Origin of the sequence: Acinetobacter sp. ACIN00229 (assembly GCF_016106645.1) — a bacterium.
Lineage (GTDB): Bacteria > Pseudomonadota > Gammaproteobacteria > Pseudomonadales > Moraxellaceae > Acinetobacter > Acinetobacter oleivorans.
The window spans coordinates 60,434-77,659 of sequence record NZ_JADWOM010000016.1; the positions used below are offsets into that span (position 1 = coordinate 60,434).

General features: G+C 41.6%; 14 protein-coding genes and 1 pseudogene. 10 read left to right on the plus strand and 5 right to left on the minus strand.

Features of this window, described 5'->3' with window-relative positions:
- Nucleotides 1-161 precede the first annotated feature (161 nt).
- Nucleotides 162-1,868, plus strand: coding sequence for a D-lactate dehydrogenase (dld, locus tag I7H67_RS14910; RefSeq protein ID WP_198308182.1), 1,707 nt, complete (start codon nucleotides 162-164; stop codon nucleotides 1,866-1,868).
- A gap of 47 nt (nucleotides 1,869-1,915) precedes the next feature.
- On the opposite strand, the gene I7H67_RS14915 is transcribed toward dld, so the two are convergent.
- Together I7H67_RS14915 and I7H67_RS14920 are read right to left on the minus strand one after the other, a co-directional pair.
- Nucleotides 1,916-3,130: an aromatic amino acid transaminase gene (locus I7H67_RS14915; RefSeq protein WP_013199242.1), complete on the minus strand. Its 1,215-nt coding sequence runs from the start codon at nucleotides 3,128-3,130 to the stop codon at nucleotides 1,916-1,918.
- Nucleotides 3,131-3,465: 335 nt separating this feature from the next.
- Complete coding sequence (locus I7H67_RS14920) at nucleotides 3,466-3,600, minus strand: hypothetical protein (protein WP_081399227.1); 135 nt, start codon at nucleotides 3,598-3,600, stop codon at nucleotides 3,466-3,468.
- Between the two features lie 45 nt (nucleotides 3,601-3,645).
- On the opposite strand from I7H67_RS14920, the gene I7H67_RS14925 reads away from it, so the two are divergent.
- The 8 genes and pseudogenes from I7H67_RS14925 to I7H67_RS14960 all read left to right on the plus strand — a co-directional run bounded on the left by I7H67_RS14925 (nucleotide 3,646) and on the right by I7H67_RS14960 (nucleotide 11,718).
- Nucleotides 3,646-4,356 (plus strand): GntR family transcriptional regulator, encoded by a 711-nt coding sequence (locus I7H67_RS14925; RefSeq protein ID WP_001153627.1) that lies wholly within the window; start codon nucleotides 3,646-3,648, stop codon nucleotides 4,354-4,356.
- Nucleotides 4,349-5,233: a methylisocitrate lyase gene (gene prpB / locus I7H67_RS14930; RefSeq protein ID WP_004706036.1), complete on the plus strand. Its 885-nt coding sequence runs from the start codon at nucleotides 4,349-4,351 to the stop codon at nucleotides 5,231-5,233. Before I7H67_RS14925 ends, prpB begins: the two co-directional genes overlap by 8 nt.
- Nucleotides 5,234-5,299: 66 nt before the next feature.
- Nucleotides 5,300-6,457: a 2-methylcitrate synthase gene (gene prpC / locus I7H67_RS14935; RefSeq protein ID WP_002120737.1), complete on the plus strand. Its 1,158-nt coding sequence runs from the start codon at nucleotides 5,300-5,302 to the stop codon at nucleotides 6,455-6,457.
- The gene (gene acnD / locus I7H67_RS14940) at nucleotides 6,457-9,063 is read left to right on the plus strand and encodes a Fe/S-dependent 2-methylisocitrate dehydratase AcnD (protein WP_013199241.1); all 2,607 of its coding nucleotides are present in this window, start codon (nucleotides 6,457-6,459) and stop codon (nucleotides 9,061-9,063) included. Before prpC ends, acnD begins: the two co-directional genes overlap by 1 nt.
- 218 nt (nucleotides 9,064-9,281) lie before the next feature.
- Nucleotides 9,282-9,797, plus strand: a complete 516-nt coding sequence (locus tag I7H67_RS14945; protein WP_013199240.1) for a hypothetical protein — start codon at nucleotides 9,282-9,284, stop codon at nucleotides 9,795-9,797.
- A 321-nt stretch (nucleotides 9,798-10,118) separates the two neighbouring features.
- Nucleotides 10,119-10,253, plus strand: a complete 135-nt coding sequence (locus I7H67_RS14950) for a zinc ribbon-containing protein (RefSeq protein WP_004640417.1) — start codon at nucleotides 10,119-10,121, stop codon at nucleotides 10,251-10,253.
- A gap of 122 nt (nucleotides 10,254-10,375) precedes the next feature.
- Nucleotides 10,376-10,951, plus strand: coding sequence for a DUF4126 domain-containing protein (locus I7H67_RS14955; RefSeq protein ID WP_198308183.1), 576 nt, complete (start codon nucleotides 10,376-10,378; stop codon nucleotides 10,949-10,951).
- A gap of 265 nt (nucleotides 10,952-11,216) precedes the next feature.
- Nucleotides 11,217-11,718: pseudogene (locus I7H67_RS14960) on the plus strand (NUDIX hydrolase).
- A gap of 235 nt (nucleotides 11,719-11,953) precedes the next feature.
- Here the strand turns inward: I7H67_RS14960 and I7H67_RS14965 are convergent.
- From I7H67_RS14965 to I7H67_RS14975, 3 genes are all read right to left on the minus strand, one after another.
- Nucleotides 11,954-12,295 (minus strand): hypothetical protein, encoded by a 342-nt coding sequence (locus I7H67_RS14965; RefSeq protein WP_198308185.1) that lies wholly within the window; start codon nucleotides 12,293-12,295, stop codon nucleotides 11,954-11,956.
- Nucleotides 12,296-12,516: 221 nt separating this feature from the next.
- Entirely contained in the window at nucleotides 12,517-12,801 is a 285-nt protein-coding gene (locus tag I7H67_RS14970; RefSeq protein WP_198308186.1) for a hypothetical protein, read from the minus strand.
- 681 nt (nucleotides 12,802-13,482) lie between these two features.
- Nucleotides 13,483-14,175, minus strand: a complete 693-nt coding sequence (locus tag I7H67_RS14975; protein WP_198308187.1) for a tetratricopeptide repeat protein — start codon at nucleotides 14,173-14,175, stop codon at nucleotides 13,483-13,485.
- A gap of 262 nt (nucleotides 14,176-14,437) precedes the next feature.
- Between I7H67_RS14975 and I7H67_RS14980 the strand changes: the two genes are divergently transcribed.
- Nucleotides 14,438-17,218 carry a DUF2345 domain-containing protein gene (locus tag I7H67_RS14980; protein WP_198308188.1) on the plus strand — a complete coding sequence of 927 codons (2,781 nt, stop codon included), beginning with the start codon at nucleotides 14,438-14,440 and terminating at the stop codon, nucleotides 17,216-17,218.
- Nucleotides 17,219-17,226: the final 8 nt, after the last annotated feature.

Here is a 17,226-nt window from a genome sequence, read left to right on the forward strand (position 1 = left end):
TGCTACCGCATCGAAACGGCGGCATCCCTGCCGCCAACCACGATAGTAAATATAGGGCTGATTCACATTAGAGAATGAGCTAATTAAATTATAAATTACAAACGGTAAGATACCGTCGTGTTGGTCTAATTTGATAAATGGATGACCAAAAGGAAACCATCATGCAAACATTTTCTCTTCAAGCAGTGATTGAACGCTTACAAAATATTGTGGGGCATTCTTATGTTTTGACCGATGACCAAAGCACGCGTCAGTACCGCCAAGGTCGTCGTTTTGGTGAGGGGAAAGTGCTTGCTGTGGCGGTACCAGGAACCTTGCTAGAGCAATGGCAGGTGCTCCAAGCTGCGATTGAGGCAGACTGTATTGTGATTATGCAGGCAGCCAATACAGGACTTACAGGTGGTTCAACCCCATATGGTGATGATTATGATCGTCCTGTTTTAGTCATGAGTACTCGCCGATTAAAGGGCATTCAAGTTATTCATGACGGTAAGCAAGTGATTTGTTTACCGGGCGCGACTTTAGATAATTTAGAACAAATTTTAAAAGGCTATGATCGTGAACCGCATTCAGTAATTGGTTCATCTTGTATTGGGGCATCGGTACTTGGCGGTGTGTGTAATAACTCTGGTGGTGCGTTGGTACGCCGTGGTCCTGCGTATACTGAGCTGGCGTTATATGCTCAGGTGAATACTGCTGGTCAATTAGAGCTGGTGAACCATTTAGGGGTGAATTTAGGCTCGACTCCTGAAGAAATTTTGATGCGTTTAGAGAAGCAGAAATATCAAGCCATAGATATTTTAGATGATGGCGAAAAGCAGGCATCGGACTATCGTTATGCGCACGATGTGACGCAAGTTGATGAAGATACACCCGCGCGTTTTAATGCAGACCCGTCACGATTGTTTGAAGCATCGGGTTCGGCAGGTAAAGTCTGTGTGTTTGCGGTACGTCTTGATACTTATGAAAAAGTAGAAAGTAATGTCTTTTATATTGGTACTAATGATGCCGATGATTTAACCGCTATTCGCCGTTACTTACTAACCTCACTGCCAAGCCTACCAATCGCTGGTGAATATATTCACCGAGATGCTTACTTGATTGGTGAAAAGTACGGAAAAGACACGTTCTTATTTATTGAAAAATTTGGCACAGCCAATGTTCCCAAAGCTTTTGCGATGAAAGATAAAGTCGATGGTTTCTTAGAAAGATTTAAAATTAAAGGTTTAACGGATCAGATTTTACAGGCGATTACCTTCTTTTTACCGAGTCATTTGCCTAAGCGTATGACCGAATATCGAGATCGTTATGAGCACCATTTAGTGCTACGTGTCGAAAATAATTCAAAAGCTCAGACCGAGCAGTTTTTAAAAGAATATTTTGCAGTGCATCAGTCAGGTAGCTATTTCGTATGTAGCGAAGGGGAAGGCCGAAAAGCGTTCTTACACCGTTTTGCGATTGCAGGAGCTGCAATTCGTTATCGTGATACGCACCGTAGTGAAGTTGAAGATATTGTGGCGCTTGATATTGCGTTACGTCGTAATGACCGTGAGTGGGTAGAGCAACTGCCTGCCGAAATGGAAAATAAAATCATCCATAAACTCTATTATGGGCATTTCTTTTGTCATGTGTTCCATCAAGACTATATTCTTAAAAAGGGCCATGACCCTTTAGAAATGGAACATCAAATGTGGAAGTTACTCGATGCGCGCCGTGCTGAATATCCGGCAGAGCATAATGTTGGGCATCTTTACATTGCCAAGCCTGCCTTAGCTAACTTTTATCAAAAACTTGACCCAACCAATAGCTTTAACGTAGGTATTGGACATACCTCAAAACTGAAATATTGGGGCAAGGCTAAATCTTAATACCGAGACATAAAAAAGGCGCCGAAGCGCCTTTTTTAATAGATGTATTATGCTGCTTCTGTTGATTTAGCAAGCACTTCTGCAACTGCTTTAGCAACAGTGTAAACATTATTCATGTTTAAACCTGCTACACAAATACGGCCACTACGTACTAAGTAGATTGCATATTCTTCACGCAAGATATCAACTTGCTCAGCAGTTAAACCTGTGTAACTGAACATACCTTTTTGGTTTACAAGGTAGCTAAAGTCACGGTCTGGTAATGCTTTAGTAAGTTCATCTTTCAAGATGCTACGCATTTTAATAATACGCTCACGCATCTCTTTTACTTCACCTTGCCATTGCTGGTTAAGTTCAGCGTCATTTAACACTTCATCAACTAACCAAGCACCTGTTGTAGGAGGGCTAGAGTAAATACGGCGTACAGTCGCTTTTAACTGACCGAATGTGCACTGAGCAGCTTCTGCATCATCACATACGAAAGTTAAGCCGCCAACGCGCTCGCCATATAAAGAGAAGATTTTAGAGAACGAGTTGCTCACAATGAAGTTTAGACCCGCTTGGTCTAAAGCACGGATTGCATACGCATCTTCTTCCATACCGTCACCAAAACCTTGGTAAGCGATGTCTAGGAATGGAATAAGGTTACGATCTTTTAATACTGCAATCACTTGATCCCACTGCGCTGGGTTTAAGTCAGCACCCGTTGGGTTGTGGCAGCATGGGTGCAATAACACAATGCTTTGCTCAGGCAAAGTTTTAAGTGTTGAAAGCATACCGTCAAAATCTACACCACGCGTTTCGTTATCGAAATATGGGTAGAAATGAGTTTTGATGCCAGCGCCATTGAAAATCGCAACGTGGTTGTCCCAAGTTGGTTGGCTTACCCAAACGTCAGAATTTGGGAAATAAGTTTTTAAGAAATCTGCACCAACTTTCAATGCACCTGAACCACCAAGCGTTTGGATGGTTACAGCACGGCCAGCTTTAACTGCTGGGCTGTTTGCACCAAATAAAAGTGCTTGAATTGCTTCACGGTAAGGTTTGAAGCCTTCCATTGGCAAATAAAGTTTGGTTTTACCGTTTTTAGGCTCGATACGCTTTTGCGCTTCAATAATGGTCTCTAACTGAGGAACAATACTGTCTTCGTTATAATAAAGACCAATACTCAAGTTCACTTTTCCAGAACGAGTATCAGCATTGAACTGTTCCATTAAAGATAAAATTGGGTCGCCTGCGTATGGGGGGATATGTTGAAACATCAAAAAAGTCCTTTCATTCAACAATATGCATAGTGCTGGGTTTTTTCTGTCTCGAAAAATACGCCACAACTATGTCGATGTTCAATAATGTATCAATAAAGCTACCGTGAAGCACCTGATAATTTCACTAATATCGATATTTTCTGGATGAAAATGATAAAAAGATTTAAAAGAAATTACGGTAAATAGATACTAATTTATAACTCATGCTTTCATTCAAGCAGATTGTCTACAATCTTGCTGTAATACATTGGTTGTAGACTAAAGTTTGAAACAAAAGATTAGCGGTCGAAAAGCAGCTAAAAAAGTGCCATAAATCTATAGGTAAAACAATATTAAATAACTGTTTTACAAGTACTAATTGGTAATTGGTTTAATGGTTTAAATATAAGGTGAAATAACAGGTCAAACGATAAAAATTGACCTGATGCGTTCTGTAAAGTGTCAACAATCACCTTGATTTTTTTCATTCATACCGCTATAAAAGCCATAATTGATTAAAAATTGTCGACAATATGCAAGATTTGACCTTCGCACCAGAGCCATTACAAAGTCAGGGAAGAACACTGACCGAGAATGTATTTAAACAAATACAGACGGCGATTGTTTTGGGTCAAATTCCGGCAGGTAGCAAGATTTCTGAGCCTGAGCTAGCACGTACTTATGGCATTAGTCGTGGGCCTTTACGTGAAGCGATTCATCGCCTTGAAGGGCAGCGTTTGGTTGAGCGTACTGCACATGTGGGCGCGCGCGTGGTTTCATTATCCTTGCAACAGTTTAAAGAGCTTTATCAGATTCGTGCGTCTTTAGAGGGTTTGGCTTGCAAACTTGCGGCACAGCATATTGATAAAAAGCAAATCTTGGCATTACGTGATGTTTTGCGTATGCATGCCGAAGATGAAAACTTTAAAGCAGGTAAAGGATATTACTTGCAAGAAGGGCAGGACGATTTTCACTACTGCATTATCAAAAGTAGTGGCAATAAAACCCTAGAAAAAATGCTATGCGATGAGCTTTATCACCTCATCCGTATGTACCGAATTCAGTTTTCAAACACACCCGATCGTCCGAGCAAAGCTTGGGACGAACACATCCGTATTTTAGATGCAATTGCAGAAGGTGATGGTGAACTTGCCGAGCTGCTCATGCATCGACATATCAATGCTTCTTACAAAATTATTGAGCAAACACTGCTACAAGCACAAGGAGAACATAACAATGGCTAAACAATCCGCAGGTCAGCTATTTCGCGATGCAGTAGCCCAAGAAAAGCCATTACAAGTGGTTGGAACCATTAACGCCAATCATGCACTTTTGGCAAAACGTGCAGGTTATAAAGCGATTTACTTATCAGGTGGTGGTGTAGCCGCTGGTTCTTTAGGCTTACCTGATTTAGGAATCAGTAACCTTGATGATGTGTTGACAGACGTACGCCGTATTACCGATGTATGTGATCTTCCATTATTAGTCGATGCGGACACAGGTTTTGGCGCTTCTGCATTTAACATTGCTCGTACTACAAAAGCACTTATCAAGTTTGGTGCTGCGGCAATGCACATTGAAGACCAAGTGGGCGCAAAACGTTGTGGACACCGTCCGAACAAAGCCATTGTGACTCAAGAAGAAATGGTTGACCGTATTAAAGCTGCGGTCGATGCACGTGGTGATGACAGCTTCGTGATTATGGCACGTACTGATGCATTGGCCGTAGATGGCTTACAAGCTGCAATTGACCGTGCGGGTGCCTACATCGAAGCGGGCGCAGACATGTTGTTCCCTGAAGCAATTACCGAGCTTGATATGTACAAGCAATTTGCTCAGAAGACAGGCGCACCAATTTTGGCAAACATTACCGAGTTTGGTTCTACACCACTATTTACGACTGAAGAGTTAGCATCTGCCGATGTAAGCCTTGCGCTTTATCCGCTTTCTGCTTTCCGTGCCATGAACAAAGCAGCCGAAACTGTGTATGAAACCTTGCGTAAAGAAGGCACGCAAAAGAACGTGGTTGATATTATGCAAACGCGTAAAGAGTTATATGAACGCATTAACTACTATGCGTTTGAAGACTACTTAGACAACGCATTTGCTAAAAAGAAATAAGAAGTAAAACACGGTACATATGCCGTGTTCCCCAAATAATTTAAATAGATAGGAAAGGACATTCTTATGAGCTCAAATGAAACAACAACAGGCTTCAAACCAAAAAAATCAGTTGCACTTAGCGGACAAGTTGCAGGCAACACAGCACTGTGTACCGTAGGACGTAGTGGTAACGACTTGCACTATCGTGGCTATGACATTCTTGACCTTGCGGCGGGTAGCCAGTTTGAAGAAGTTGCTCACTTGCTTGTACATGGCAAATTACCAAACAAAGCTGAACTCAAAGCGTATAAAGCAAAATTAAAAGCACTTCGTGGCTTACCAGCAGCACTTAAAACTGCACTTGAGCAATTACCACCGTCTGCACACCCAATGGATGTGATGCGTACAGGTGTATCAGTGTTAGGTTGCTTAACGCCAGAACACGAAGACCATAACGAAGCTGGCGCAAAAGACATTGCTGATAAATTAATGGCAAGCCTAGGCTCAATGCTGCTTTATTGGTACCACTTCAGCAATAACGGTCGTCGTATTGAAGTTGAAACTGATGACGACTCAATTGCAGCGCATTTCTTACATTTACTTCATGGCGAAAAACCATCTGAAGAATGGATTCAAGCAATGCATACATCTCTTATTTTGTATGCTGAGCACGAGTTCAACGCGTCTACATTTACCTCACGTGTGGTTGCAGGTACAGGTTCTGACATGTACTCGGCAATTACAGGTGGTATTGGTGCGCTTCGCGGACCTAAGCATGGAGGTGCAAACGAAGTTGCATTCGTAATTCAACAACGTTATGACAACGCAGATGAAGCAGAAGCTGACATTCGTAAGCGTGTTGAAAATAAAGAAGTCGTAATTGGTTTTGGTCATCCTGTATATACAGTTTCTGACCCACGTAACGAAGTAATTAAGAAAGTGGCGCATGACTTAGCACAAGCACAAGAGAATACCAAAATGTACCTCATCGCTGAACGTTTAGAAGCAGTGATGAAAGAAGTGAAAAACATGTTCCCGAACCTCGATTGGTTCAGTGCAGTGAGCTATCACTTAATGGGTGTTCCAACTGCAATGTTCACACCATTGTTCGTGATTGCACGTACAGCAGGCTGGTCAGCGCACGTGATTGAACAACGCCAAGACGGCAAAATTATTCGTCCAAGCGCGAACTACACAGGCCCTGAAAACCTCGAATTTAAACCATTGGCGGAGCGTGGTTAATGAACACAAAATACCGTAAACCGCTGGCAGGTACCCAGCTTGAATATTACGACGTGCGTCAAGCCGTTGAAGATATTCAGCCAGGCGCATACGAAAAACTGCCTTACACGTCTAAAGTACTCGCAGAGCAATTGGTACGCCGTGCCGATGCCGAGAACTTAACTGCCTATTTAACGCAGTTGATTGAACGCCGTCAGGACTTGGACTTTCCTTGGTACCCAGCGCGTGTGGTGTGTCATGACATTTTGGGTCAAACTGCATTGGTTGACCTTGCAGGCTTACGTGATGCGATTGCTGACAAAGGCGGCGACCCATCTAAAGTTAACCCAGTTGTACCGACACAGCTCATTGTCGACCACTCTTTAGCGGTGGAATACGGTGGTGCTGACCCAGACGCTTTTGCAAAAAACCGTGCTGTTGAAGACCGCCGTAACGAAGACCGTTTTCACTTTATTGAGTGGACTAAAACAGCATTTAAAAATGTCGATGTGATCCCTGCGGGGAACGGCATTATGCACCAGATTAACCTAGAGAAAATGTCTCCGGTGATTCAGGCGCGTGATGGCGTAGCATTCCCAGACACATGTGTCGGTACAGACTCACACACACCACATACAGACGCTTTGGGCGTAATTTCTGTGGGTGTAGGTGGTTTAGAAGCTGAAAACGTAATGTTAGGCCGTGCATCTTGGATGCGTTTGCCAGACATTATTGGCGTTGAGTTTGTAGGTCAGCGTCAGGCAGGCATTACTGCAACAGATATCGTACTTGCTTTAACCGAGTTCTTGCGTAAAGAGCGTGTGGTTGGTGCTTACCTTGAGTTCTTTGGTGAAGGTGCAGACAGCATGTCTGTGGGCGACCGTGCAACCATTTCGAACATGACACCAGAGTATGGTGCTACTGCTGCGATGTTCTACATCGACCAAAACACAATCGATTACTTACGCCTAACAGGCCGTGAAGATGCTCAAGTGGCATTGGTTGAACAGTACGCAAAAGAAATCGGTCTTTGGGCATCTGACATGACCAAAGCAGAGTACCCACGTGTACTTCGTTTTGACCTATCAAAAGTGACACGTAACATCGCTGGTCCATCAAACCCACATGCACGTGTTTCAACTGCGGACCTAAAAGAAAAAGGTATTGCGGGTGTTGTCGAAAACCGTTCTGACGGCTTAATGCCAGATGGCGCAATCATTATTGCTGCAATCACTTCATGTACTAACACTTCTAACCCACGTAACACCGTGGCGGCAGGTTTGTTGGCACGTAAGGCAAATGAACTTGGTTTGGTTCGTAAACCTTGGGTGAAATCATCATTTGCACCGGGTTCAAAAGCGGCTGCACTTTACCTTGAAGAAGCAGGTGTTCTAAAAGACTTAGAGCAACTTGGTTTTGGTATTGTGGCTTACGCTTGTACGACCTGTAATGGTATGTCAGGCGCGTTAGATCCAGTTATTCAACAAGAAATTATTGACCGTGACTTGTACGCAACAGCAGTACTCTCTGGTAACCGTAACTTCGATGGCCGTATCCATCCATATGCAAAACAAGCATTCTTGGCATCTCCACCGCTTGTCGTGGCGTATGCAATTGCGGGTACGATTCGTTTTGATATTGAAAAAGATGCTTTAGGTCATGACAAAGACGGTAAACCGATTTACCTCAAAGACATTTGGCCATCTGATGCTGAAATTGATGCGTTAGTTAAAGAAGCTGTGAAGCCTGAACAGTTCCGTAAAGTCTACATTCCAATGTTTGACTTAGGTGTAACGGAAGAAGCTGAAAGTCCACTTTACGACTGGCGTCCACAAAGTACTTACATCCGCCGTCCACCATATTGGGAAGGGGCGTTGGCTGCACCACGTACTTTGGCGAACATGCGTCCACTTGCGATTTTGGGTGACAACATCACCACCGACCACTTGTCGCCTTCAAACGCGATTTTGATGGACTCGGCTGCGGGTGAATACCTTCACAAAATGGGCTTACCAGAAGAAGACTTCAACTCATATGCAACGCACCGTGGCGACCATTTGACTGCACAACGTGCAACATTTGCCAACCCGAAACTGTATAACGAAATGGTAGTGCGCTCAGACGGTACCATTAAGCAAGGTTCAAAAGCGCGTGTAGAGCCAGAAGGCGAAGTGATGCGTATGTGGGAAGCGATTGAAACCTACATGAACCGTAAACAGCCATTAATTATTGTTGCGGGTGCTGACTACGGTCAGGGTTCAAGCCGTGACTGGGCTGCAAAAGGTGTGCGCCTTGCAGGTGTTGAAGCGATTGTGGCAGAAGGTTTTGAGCGTATTCACCGTACCAACTTAGTAGGTATGGGTGTGTTACCGCTTGAGTTTAAACCGGGTGTAAACCGCAAGACTTTAAAACTAGATGGTACTGAGCTTTATAGTGTGATTGGTAATATTGCGCCACGTTCGACTTTAACCTTAGTGATTGAACGTGCCACAGCGGATGGTAAAGAAGAGATTCTTGAAGTGCCAGTGACTTGCCGTTTAGATACAGAAGAAGAAGTTTCTGTATATGAAGCGGGCGGTGTATTACAGCGTTTTGCACAAGACTTTTTAGAAAGCCAAGTGGCTTGATATTGAGTTAAAAATAATTGATACGGTTTTAAGAGCCCCACTTTAGAGTGGGGTTTTTATTTGTTTATACATATCTAATTAATTATAAAAAATGACTGTATATATTATATTTTTTTAAAATTATTTTGTTTTTGTCATCAAATTCTCTTTAACTTACATTAAGATACGCGGCGCTTAGACTTAAATATAAATCACAATAGATTTCTTGGAAAATATCAATGCGTAACTTATTCATTATTTCAATTTGCTCTCTTATATTAACTGCTTGTGGGACAATGCCTTACGTAAGTACAGAGTACCCTCTACGTGCAGGTTTAATTCAACCTGTGAAGGTTATTGGTAAGGCAGATGTGACCAATGCTCAAACTTCAGATGAACGAGTGATTGTATATTCTTATATGGGCACAAAACTGGACTCTAGTATTAAGTCTATTACAGAAACGATGGTACAACAGACTCAAAAGGAACTATTGAAAAATGGTCAACCTGTTGATGGTAATGGATCGAAATCGATTGCGATTAAAGTAAATTCATTACGTAGTACCTACACCAATCTGCTTTTCTGGCGCAGTAAAATTAAATTCGAAGCGACTTTAGGAAATGGACAAACTATTCCATTTACCGTTCCTCATACGAGTGGTGTGTTAGTACAAGATTTAAATGGATGTATTGCAGAAGGGGTAATGACTTTACTCAATGATGCACGTGTAAGAAGTTATTTAGCAGAAAAATAAGAATATAAAAAAAGCCCGACATCCTGTCGGGCTTTTTCGTATTTGGTTGCTAGATATGACTCCTGTCGTATCTCACGTCCTGATGCATGAACCTATTATTGTTGTTTTGTGTTCCGGAACATCCTGTTCCTGTATGAACTCATCTTAGGAAAAAAGAAAGGTGTCGCCAATCCGCAAAATCCCTAAAAGTTTGTAAGATAAATCGTACAAATAACATTTTTTGCATTTATGCCATCATCATCGGGCGAAATGGACAATTGACATTCACTTTAAGTGGGTTATATTCCTGTTTAATATCTATACGATTATAGGAATGCAATCATGGTAACAGCTGGCGAAAAACCCGGAACAGGCTTCTATTTCTGCGCTCAATGTGGCCAGAGAGTGTTTTTAGAAATTAATACAGATCGTTTACCACCATGCACTAAATGCTATTGCACTGAGTTTAAACGTTAAGAATAAAATAATATTTGCGTTCGCATTTAACAAAAAGCCCTGTCACCCGATGGGGCTTTTTGTTAGTTTAAAATAAGACTTACATAACAAGACCCGCGATGGGCATGAAAAAGGAAACCGTTATGGAAACTATATTAGGTTTATGTATTGGCGTGGGGCTGAGCGCTGCCTGCGGTTTTCGGGTGTTTGTGCCATTGTTGGTCATGAGCATTGCAACAATGATGGGATGGTTTGAGCCATCGAAGGGTTTTGAATGGTTAGCTCTGCCATCGGTTTGCTTGGCTTTAGCTGTGGCAACAGTCTGTGAAGTTGCCGCTTATTATATTCCTTGGGTCGATAATGCTTTAGACACAGTCGCGACTCCTGCGGCCATGATTGCGGGTACGTTAACGACCATGGCCGTGAGTAGTGGTGAAATGTCACAGTTCGCAGGTTGGGCGGCAGCGATTATTGTGGGCGGTGGTACGGCAGGTGTGGTGCAAATGAGTACAGTCGCTGCACGTGGTGTTTCAACTGCAACCACAGGCGGTTTAGGGAATTTTGTTGTTGCTACAGGGGAGTGGATTGGAGCAATCTTACTTTCGGTTTCAGCTTTGTTAGTTCCCGCCCTTGTTGCCGTTGTGGTGGTTATTGCTGTTATTTTGGCAATACGTTGGATACGTCATAAAAAGCAAGAACAGGCGCATAGTCCTCTATAGGTTTAGCCTAAACATATTTTAAACAGCAATAAAAAAAGCCCAACATCCTGTTGGGCTTTTTCGTATTTGGTTGCTAGATATGACTCCTGTCGTATCTCACGCTCCTGATGCATGAACCTATTATTGTTGTTTTGTGTTCCGGAACATCCTGTTCCTGTATGAACTCATCATAGGAAAAAAGTAGGAAGTCGCCAATCCGCAAAATCCCTAAAAGTTTGTAGGTTAAAGCGTACATTTAGAAATAATTTAACTTTTCAAAGTGAATATGAATAATAGCCCCCTTGTTACTTTAAGAAAAAAATCAAATGCGTATTAGAAAATCTTCAAGATTATTAGTTCTTAATGAAAATCATCAAATTTTGTTATTTCAGTTTACTCATACAAATGATGCATTGGCTGGACAATCATATTGGGCAACCGTAGGTGGCGGGCTTGAAGACGGGGAAACTTTCGAACAAGCAGCTTGCCGAGAGCTTTATGAAGAGTTGGGCGCAGTCAGACAAAATGTAGGCACTCATGTTGCAACACGCAATTTTGAAATGATGTTGCCGAGTGCAGAAGTTGTGATTTCTGAAGAAAGGCTTTTTATTGTTTTTATTAAAAATGAAGAAGTGAATACAGCAAACTGGTCAGAACATGAAAAGCTTGTGATTAGTAAAAGTCGTTGGTGGACATTTGATGAACTAAGCCAAACAGATGAGATTGTTTACCCAAATAACATTCCTCATATTCTTGCAGATAGCTTGCCTGAAATTTTTAAACCCTAAATATTCAGATATAAAAAAAGCCCAACATCCTGTTGGGCTTTTTCGTATTTGGGTACTAGATATGACTCCTGTCGTATCTCACGCTCCTGGTGTATGAACCTATTATTATTGTTTTGTGTTCCGGAACATCCTGTTCCTGTATGAACTCATCATAGGAAAAAAGAGGGATGTCGCCAATCCGCAAAATCCCTAAAAGCTTGTAGGCTAAAACGTACAAGAATGGGTAGGGTTATTCTTATATAAACGGATTTTCAGTTTCCCAAGGCTTGCTGCTAAAAATGATCTGCCCATTTTCAACACAAAGAATCCATGTATAGAAATACTCTTCTCCTAACCCTCGACATTCAAAATTCGCATTTGGAAATAGAGCGGTAATTTTTTCTATGAGTTGTAAGCAATAAACGGGATCGACATTAAGGCCTGCCTGACCATCAGAAAAGGCATCTACTAAAGCGTCATAAACATCTTCGTGGATTGAATCCTCCGTTAATATTTCTAGGATCTTTTGCTTTTCAGTAGATAAATCAATCGTATCAAAATCTGTATAACGGACTTGTAATTCTGTATAAAAACTCATTTTTATTAGCTCTATGATATTAATGATAAAAAATATTAATTATTAAACATGACTTTATCGTTAAAAATGAGCTGAGTATAGAAATATCTAAACTATAAGAGTTCAAATTTCTTAAAAATATTCTTCTTTAGGCCCCTGCGCCGCAACAGACCTTAATCTTTTGCGCTGATTTAAAGTAATAAACCATTGCAACACAGAGATAGAGGGGCCAAGCCAAACGCTTAACCCATACTACTTTTGTCACACCGCTGCATGATGCTCAGAAAAGTAGGGGCAAAGTCCTGTTCTCCCACAGGACTTTGCAAACTGACATGTTCTAGCTGCTGCATCAGCTTGGGTGAGTAGGTTTGTTCAAGTCGCTGATAAATACATTCACAACTGGTTTTGCTGTGCCCACCCGATAGGCAAATTTTTTCAAATTCCTGTTGGGTGTGTAAGTTACAACCCGAAATTTCCAAGCTCGCTACAACCAAACTTAAAGCCAAAATAGATTTATAAATTGTCATATTATTCTCATAATGATTTATATCTATGAGTAGAATAAAAATATAATTGGTTTTAAGGGTTAAAATAATTTTTAGGTAATAATTAATCCTCCCATGCATATAGGAAAATAAAATAATTAAATTTTTAAAATAAAAATAATTTATAAATTTAAAAAATAGACAATAGAAAACCTAAATTTTAAATAAATAAAATAATTAATCTAAAGAGGGAATAATTTTGAAAAGTGTCATGGCCAACTCCTTAAAAAATGGAGTCCTACCACCAGATTACCGCGAATTAATTTATGGTGGTAGAACGAAAGAGGGTTGACAGACTGGAAACAAAGGAACCAGCACACACAAAGGTGTCCCCCTTCCGCCCTACCATAGAGAAAAAGGGGGCGAACGAGTTCCCGACACACAAAATAAGAATTTTGCACATCGTCTTTGTTATTCGCGGTCTGTCATAACCGACTGGCAATGTAGGCCAGCAACGAGATAATAATCGGTGATTTTAATTACGTCAATTTAATATTTAGAATATTTTTGATTTAATAATAAAACTAAATGTATTTTTAAAATAATAGAATTAATATTTATATTTAATTAGAAAAAATAAATAATAAAATGAGTTATAAGTGTAATGTTGTTAATAATAGAGATTCATCATCTTATAAATAAAATATTATAAAGATGGTTGTCTTATTCTAAACTTTTAAGCATTTTTTTGGCATCTGCATCGCCTGCATCGGCAGCTTGCTGAAACCATTTCTTTGCCAGTTGTAGGTTTTTCGGCGTGCCTTCACCATTTAAATACATTTGGGCCAAGTTGTACTGAGCATCGCTTTCATTGTGCTCAGCCGCTTTGGTGTACCACTTAAGGGCTTGCTCATCGCTTTGAGCGACGCCGTGACCTTTTTTATATAGATGAGCTAAATTATATTCTGCGGGTGGGTAGCCTTGGTTGGCAGCACGACTGAACCACTCAAACGCCTTTCCATAGTCTTGCGCAGTTCCTTCCCCTCTGTCATATAACACCCCTAAGTTATATTGCGCTTTAGCATGGCCCTTGGCCGCAGCTTTGGTGAAATAATCAAAAGCGCGCTTGGGATCTTTTTCGACACCCGTACCTGTGTAATACAGCATTCCTAAACTATATTTTGCCCCCACGCTTCCATTTTGGTCAGCCGCGGTTAACCATTTAAACGCTTGTTCATAATTTTTAACCACACCTTGTTCGCCGCTTAAAAGCATCATCCCTAAATGATATTGAGCAACAGCTTGTCCTTGTTCTGCACGATATTGAATATCGGCCACACTCGGTTCAGCAAATGCAGGAGAATGAAGTGAAAAAATCACCGTAAATATATAAAAAGCAGACTTTTTTATTTTCATATCTCATCCTGAATTTTATTAATTTAAATATTTATTTTTCTTTAATATCTATTTGAATATAAAAGGAAAATATTAAATATCTTTAGGTGGTTTATAGCACTTTAAAATGAGTAAATTTTACGGATTAAATACCCATTTAATAACAAATTAACCTAAAACCGCATATTTAGACTAGTTACATTTTGAAAATGAGTATAGATAGACAGATTAGTCTTTTTTTAATTAAAATGCGGCCTAAATATAAGTTTGATTGATAATAAAAATGCAGATGAGTGTGTCGAGTATATTGGAGCGTTTAGGCCTTGTTTCACAAAATCGCGCTGTTCATATCCAATTCTCAAATCAGTCTTTAAATCAGCAAGTCTTCTTACAACGTGTTGAAGGCGAGCATACGCTCAATCAGGGCAGCGTTGCTGAATTACTGTGTCTGTCGACAAACGCACATATTGCATTAAAACAATTTATTGGCTGTCAGGTTGCCGTCGATCAGGTGACGGATGCAGGCCAATTTTTTAGAACTACAGGCATTATTACTGAAGCGAGCCAAGGGCAAAGCGACGGCTCACTCACGATTTATAATTTAACCTTAAAAGACCCAACTGCACTTTGGCATAAACGTCGTAATAGCCGCGTGTTTATGAATAAAAGCGTGCGCGATATTAGCGAAATTCTATTTAAAGAATGGCAGGGCAAAAGCCCACTGTTTGCTTCAAGCTTAACGCTCGACACATCTGGCTTAACCAAAGATTACGATGTGCGTCCATTTGTGATGCAGTCAAACGAAAGCGATTATGACTTTTTAACCCGTCTGTGGCGTAGCGAGGGCATTAACTGGCTAGTCGACGAATCACAGCTTTTAGTAGCGGATCCGAATGCTTCCATTCAGCCACAAGTGTTACGTTTAATTGACGATAACCAAAATTATCAGGCGCTTGAACGTCGTAGCCTACGCTACCAGCGCAGCAGTGCCACAGAGCAGTTCGATACTATTACCCAAGTTAAAGCTGAGCGCCGTTTACAACCAACTTCGGTTCATGTGCAACGCTGGCAAGCCGATGCCCTACAACAAGAAGAAGGCAGCGGTAGCGTACAAGGCACGCAGAAACACAGCGAACACTATGACAATGCCAGCCTAAACCTTGAAGATGCATGGCATGTTAGCCCAGCGTGGATGCAGGACTTAAATGGCGAAGACCAAGCTACAGCTTCAGGCAATAGCCAGATTGAACAGCTTAACCAGCATATCAATGCTTACCATCACCTGAGTTCTAAACAATTTACCGTTTCAGGTAACGTCCGTGATGCACAAGTGGGTTATTGGTTTGAACTCAATGACCACCCAGAACTCGACCAACATGACAGTGCTGATAAAGAATTCTTAATTTTAAGCAAGCACTACTACAACCAGAATAATTTACCGAAAGAATTACAACAGCAACTTGAGCGTCTGTTGCCAAAAGACAAACTCAAGGCAGCTCAACTCGACAACCAAAACCCTGAGCAACGCCACTTTGCTGAGCTGAATGTTGTTCGACGTAATATTAAAGCTGTCCCTGAATATAGCCCGCTAGAACACCGTCCAGCTGCCCACCCGCAGCGTGCTAAAGTCGTAGGACTGGAAGGCGAAAGCATCCATGTCGACCAGTGGGGGCGCATTAAAGTCCGTTTCCTGTTTACCCGAACTGACGACCATAGCCATGACGGTGGAGCAGGAAGTAACGACAATGACACTGACTCGGCTTGGGTCGATGTACTGACCCCGTGGGCAGGTGCAGGTTATGGCGCACGCTTCTTGCCTCGTGTGGGTGAGATCGTGGTGATCGACTTCTTTGACGGCAACATTGACCGTCCATTTGTTGTGGGCCGTATTCATGAAGCTGAACGTCACCCAACGCAATTCGACCAGAAAGGCCAGCTACCTGACACTAAAAAACTCAGTGGTATCCGCTCCGAAGAAGTCGACGGTAAAGGCTTTAACCAGCTACGTTTTGATGACACCACAGGTCAAATCAGTGCCCAGCTACAAAGCAGCCATGCGGCCAGTCAGCTCAACTTGGGTAACTTAAGCCATCCAAAAGACAAAGCGGAAAGTGATGGCCGAGGTGAAGGTTTTGAACTCAGAACAGACCAGTGGGGAGCGGTAAGAGCTGGCAGTGGTTTACTCGTTAGCACTCATAAACAAGACCAAGCTCAAGGCGTACATCTCGATGCAAATGAGGCCAAACAACAAATAGAAGGCGGCCTTAACAATGCCAAAGCACTCAGTGAAGTAGCTAAAAATCAGCAAACTGACCCGTTAGAAAATTTAGAAAACCTAAAATCCTTTATTGAAAAACTTGAGCAGCAAGACAACGCAAAAGCCAAATCCTTTAAAGAGGCGATTATGTTGTTGGCGAGCCCAAATAGCATCGCGCTAAGCACTAACGAAGATATTCACGTAAGCGCAGATGGGCAGATAAACCAAACTGCTGGAGACAGCATTAATCTGTCTACCCAAAAGAATTTAATCGCGCATGCCCAAAATAAAATTAGCCTTTTTGCGGCTCAAGAAGGGGCAAGACTCTATGCAGGTAAAGGCAAAGTTGAGATACAAGCACAAGGTGACGGAGCAGATTTAATTGCTCGTAAAGCTGTACAGATTATTTCGGCAGAAGACAAAATTGAGGCGACAGCGGCCAAAGAAATTGTACTCACCGCAGGCGGTTCTCAAGTCAAAATTACTGGGTCGGGCATTTTTATGACCACCGGCGGTAAGTTTGAGGTGAAGGCTGGACAGCATTTGTTTATGGGGGGCGGGAGTGCGAATGCAAATGTTCCTGCGTTGCCTGTATTAGGAGAAATTAATAAATATAACTTGAGATATTTTTTGCAAGATAAAGATGGCAATAACTTTGCAAATCATAAATATATCGCTTTCTTACCTAATGGAGATATTGTAGAAGGTCGTACGGATGATAAGGGATATACAGATCTATTTAAATCCTACCAACCAGAAGAGATATCACTTCATTTATTTAAAGATGAAAAAATTGATATAGAGTAAAAATAATA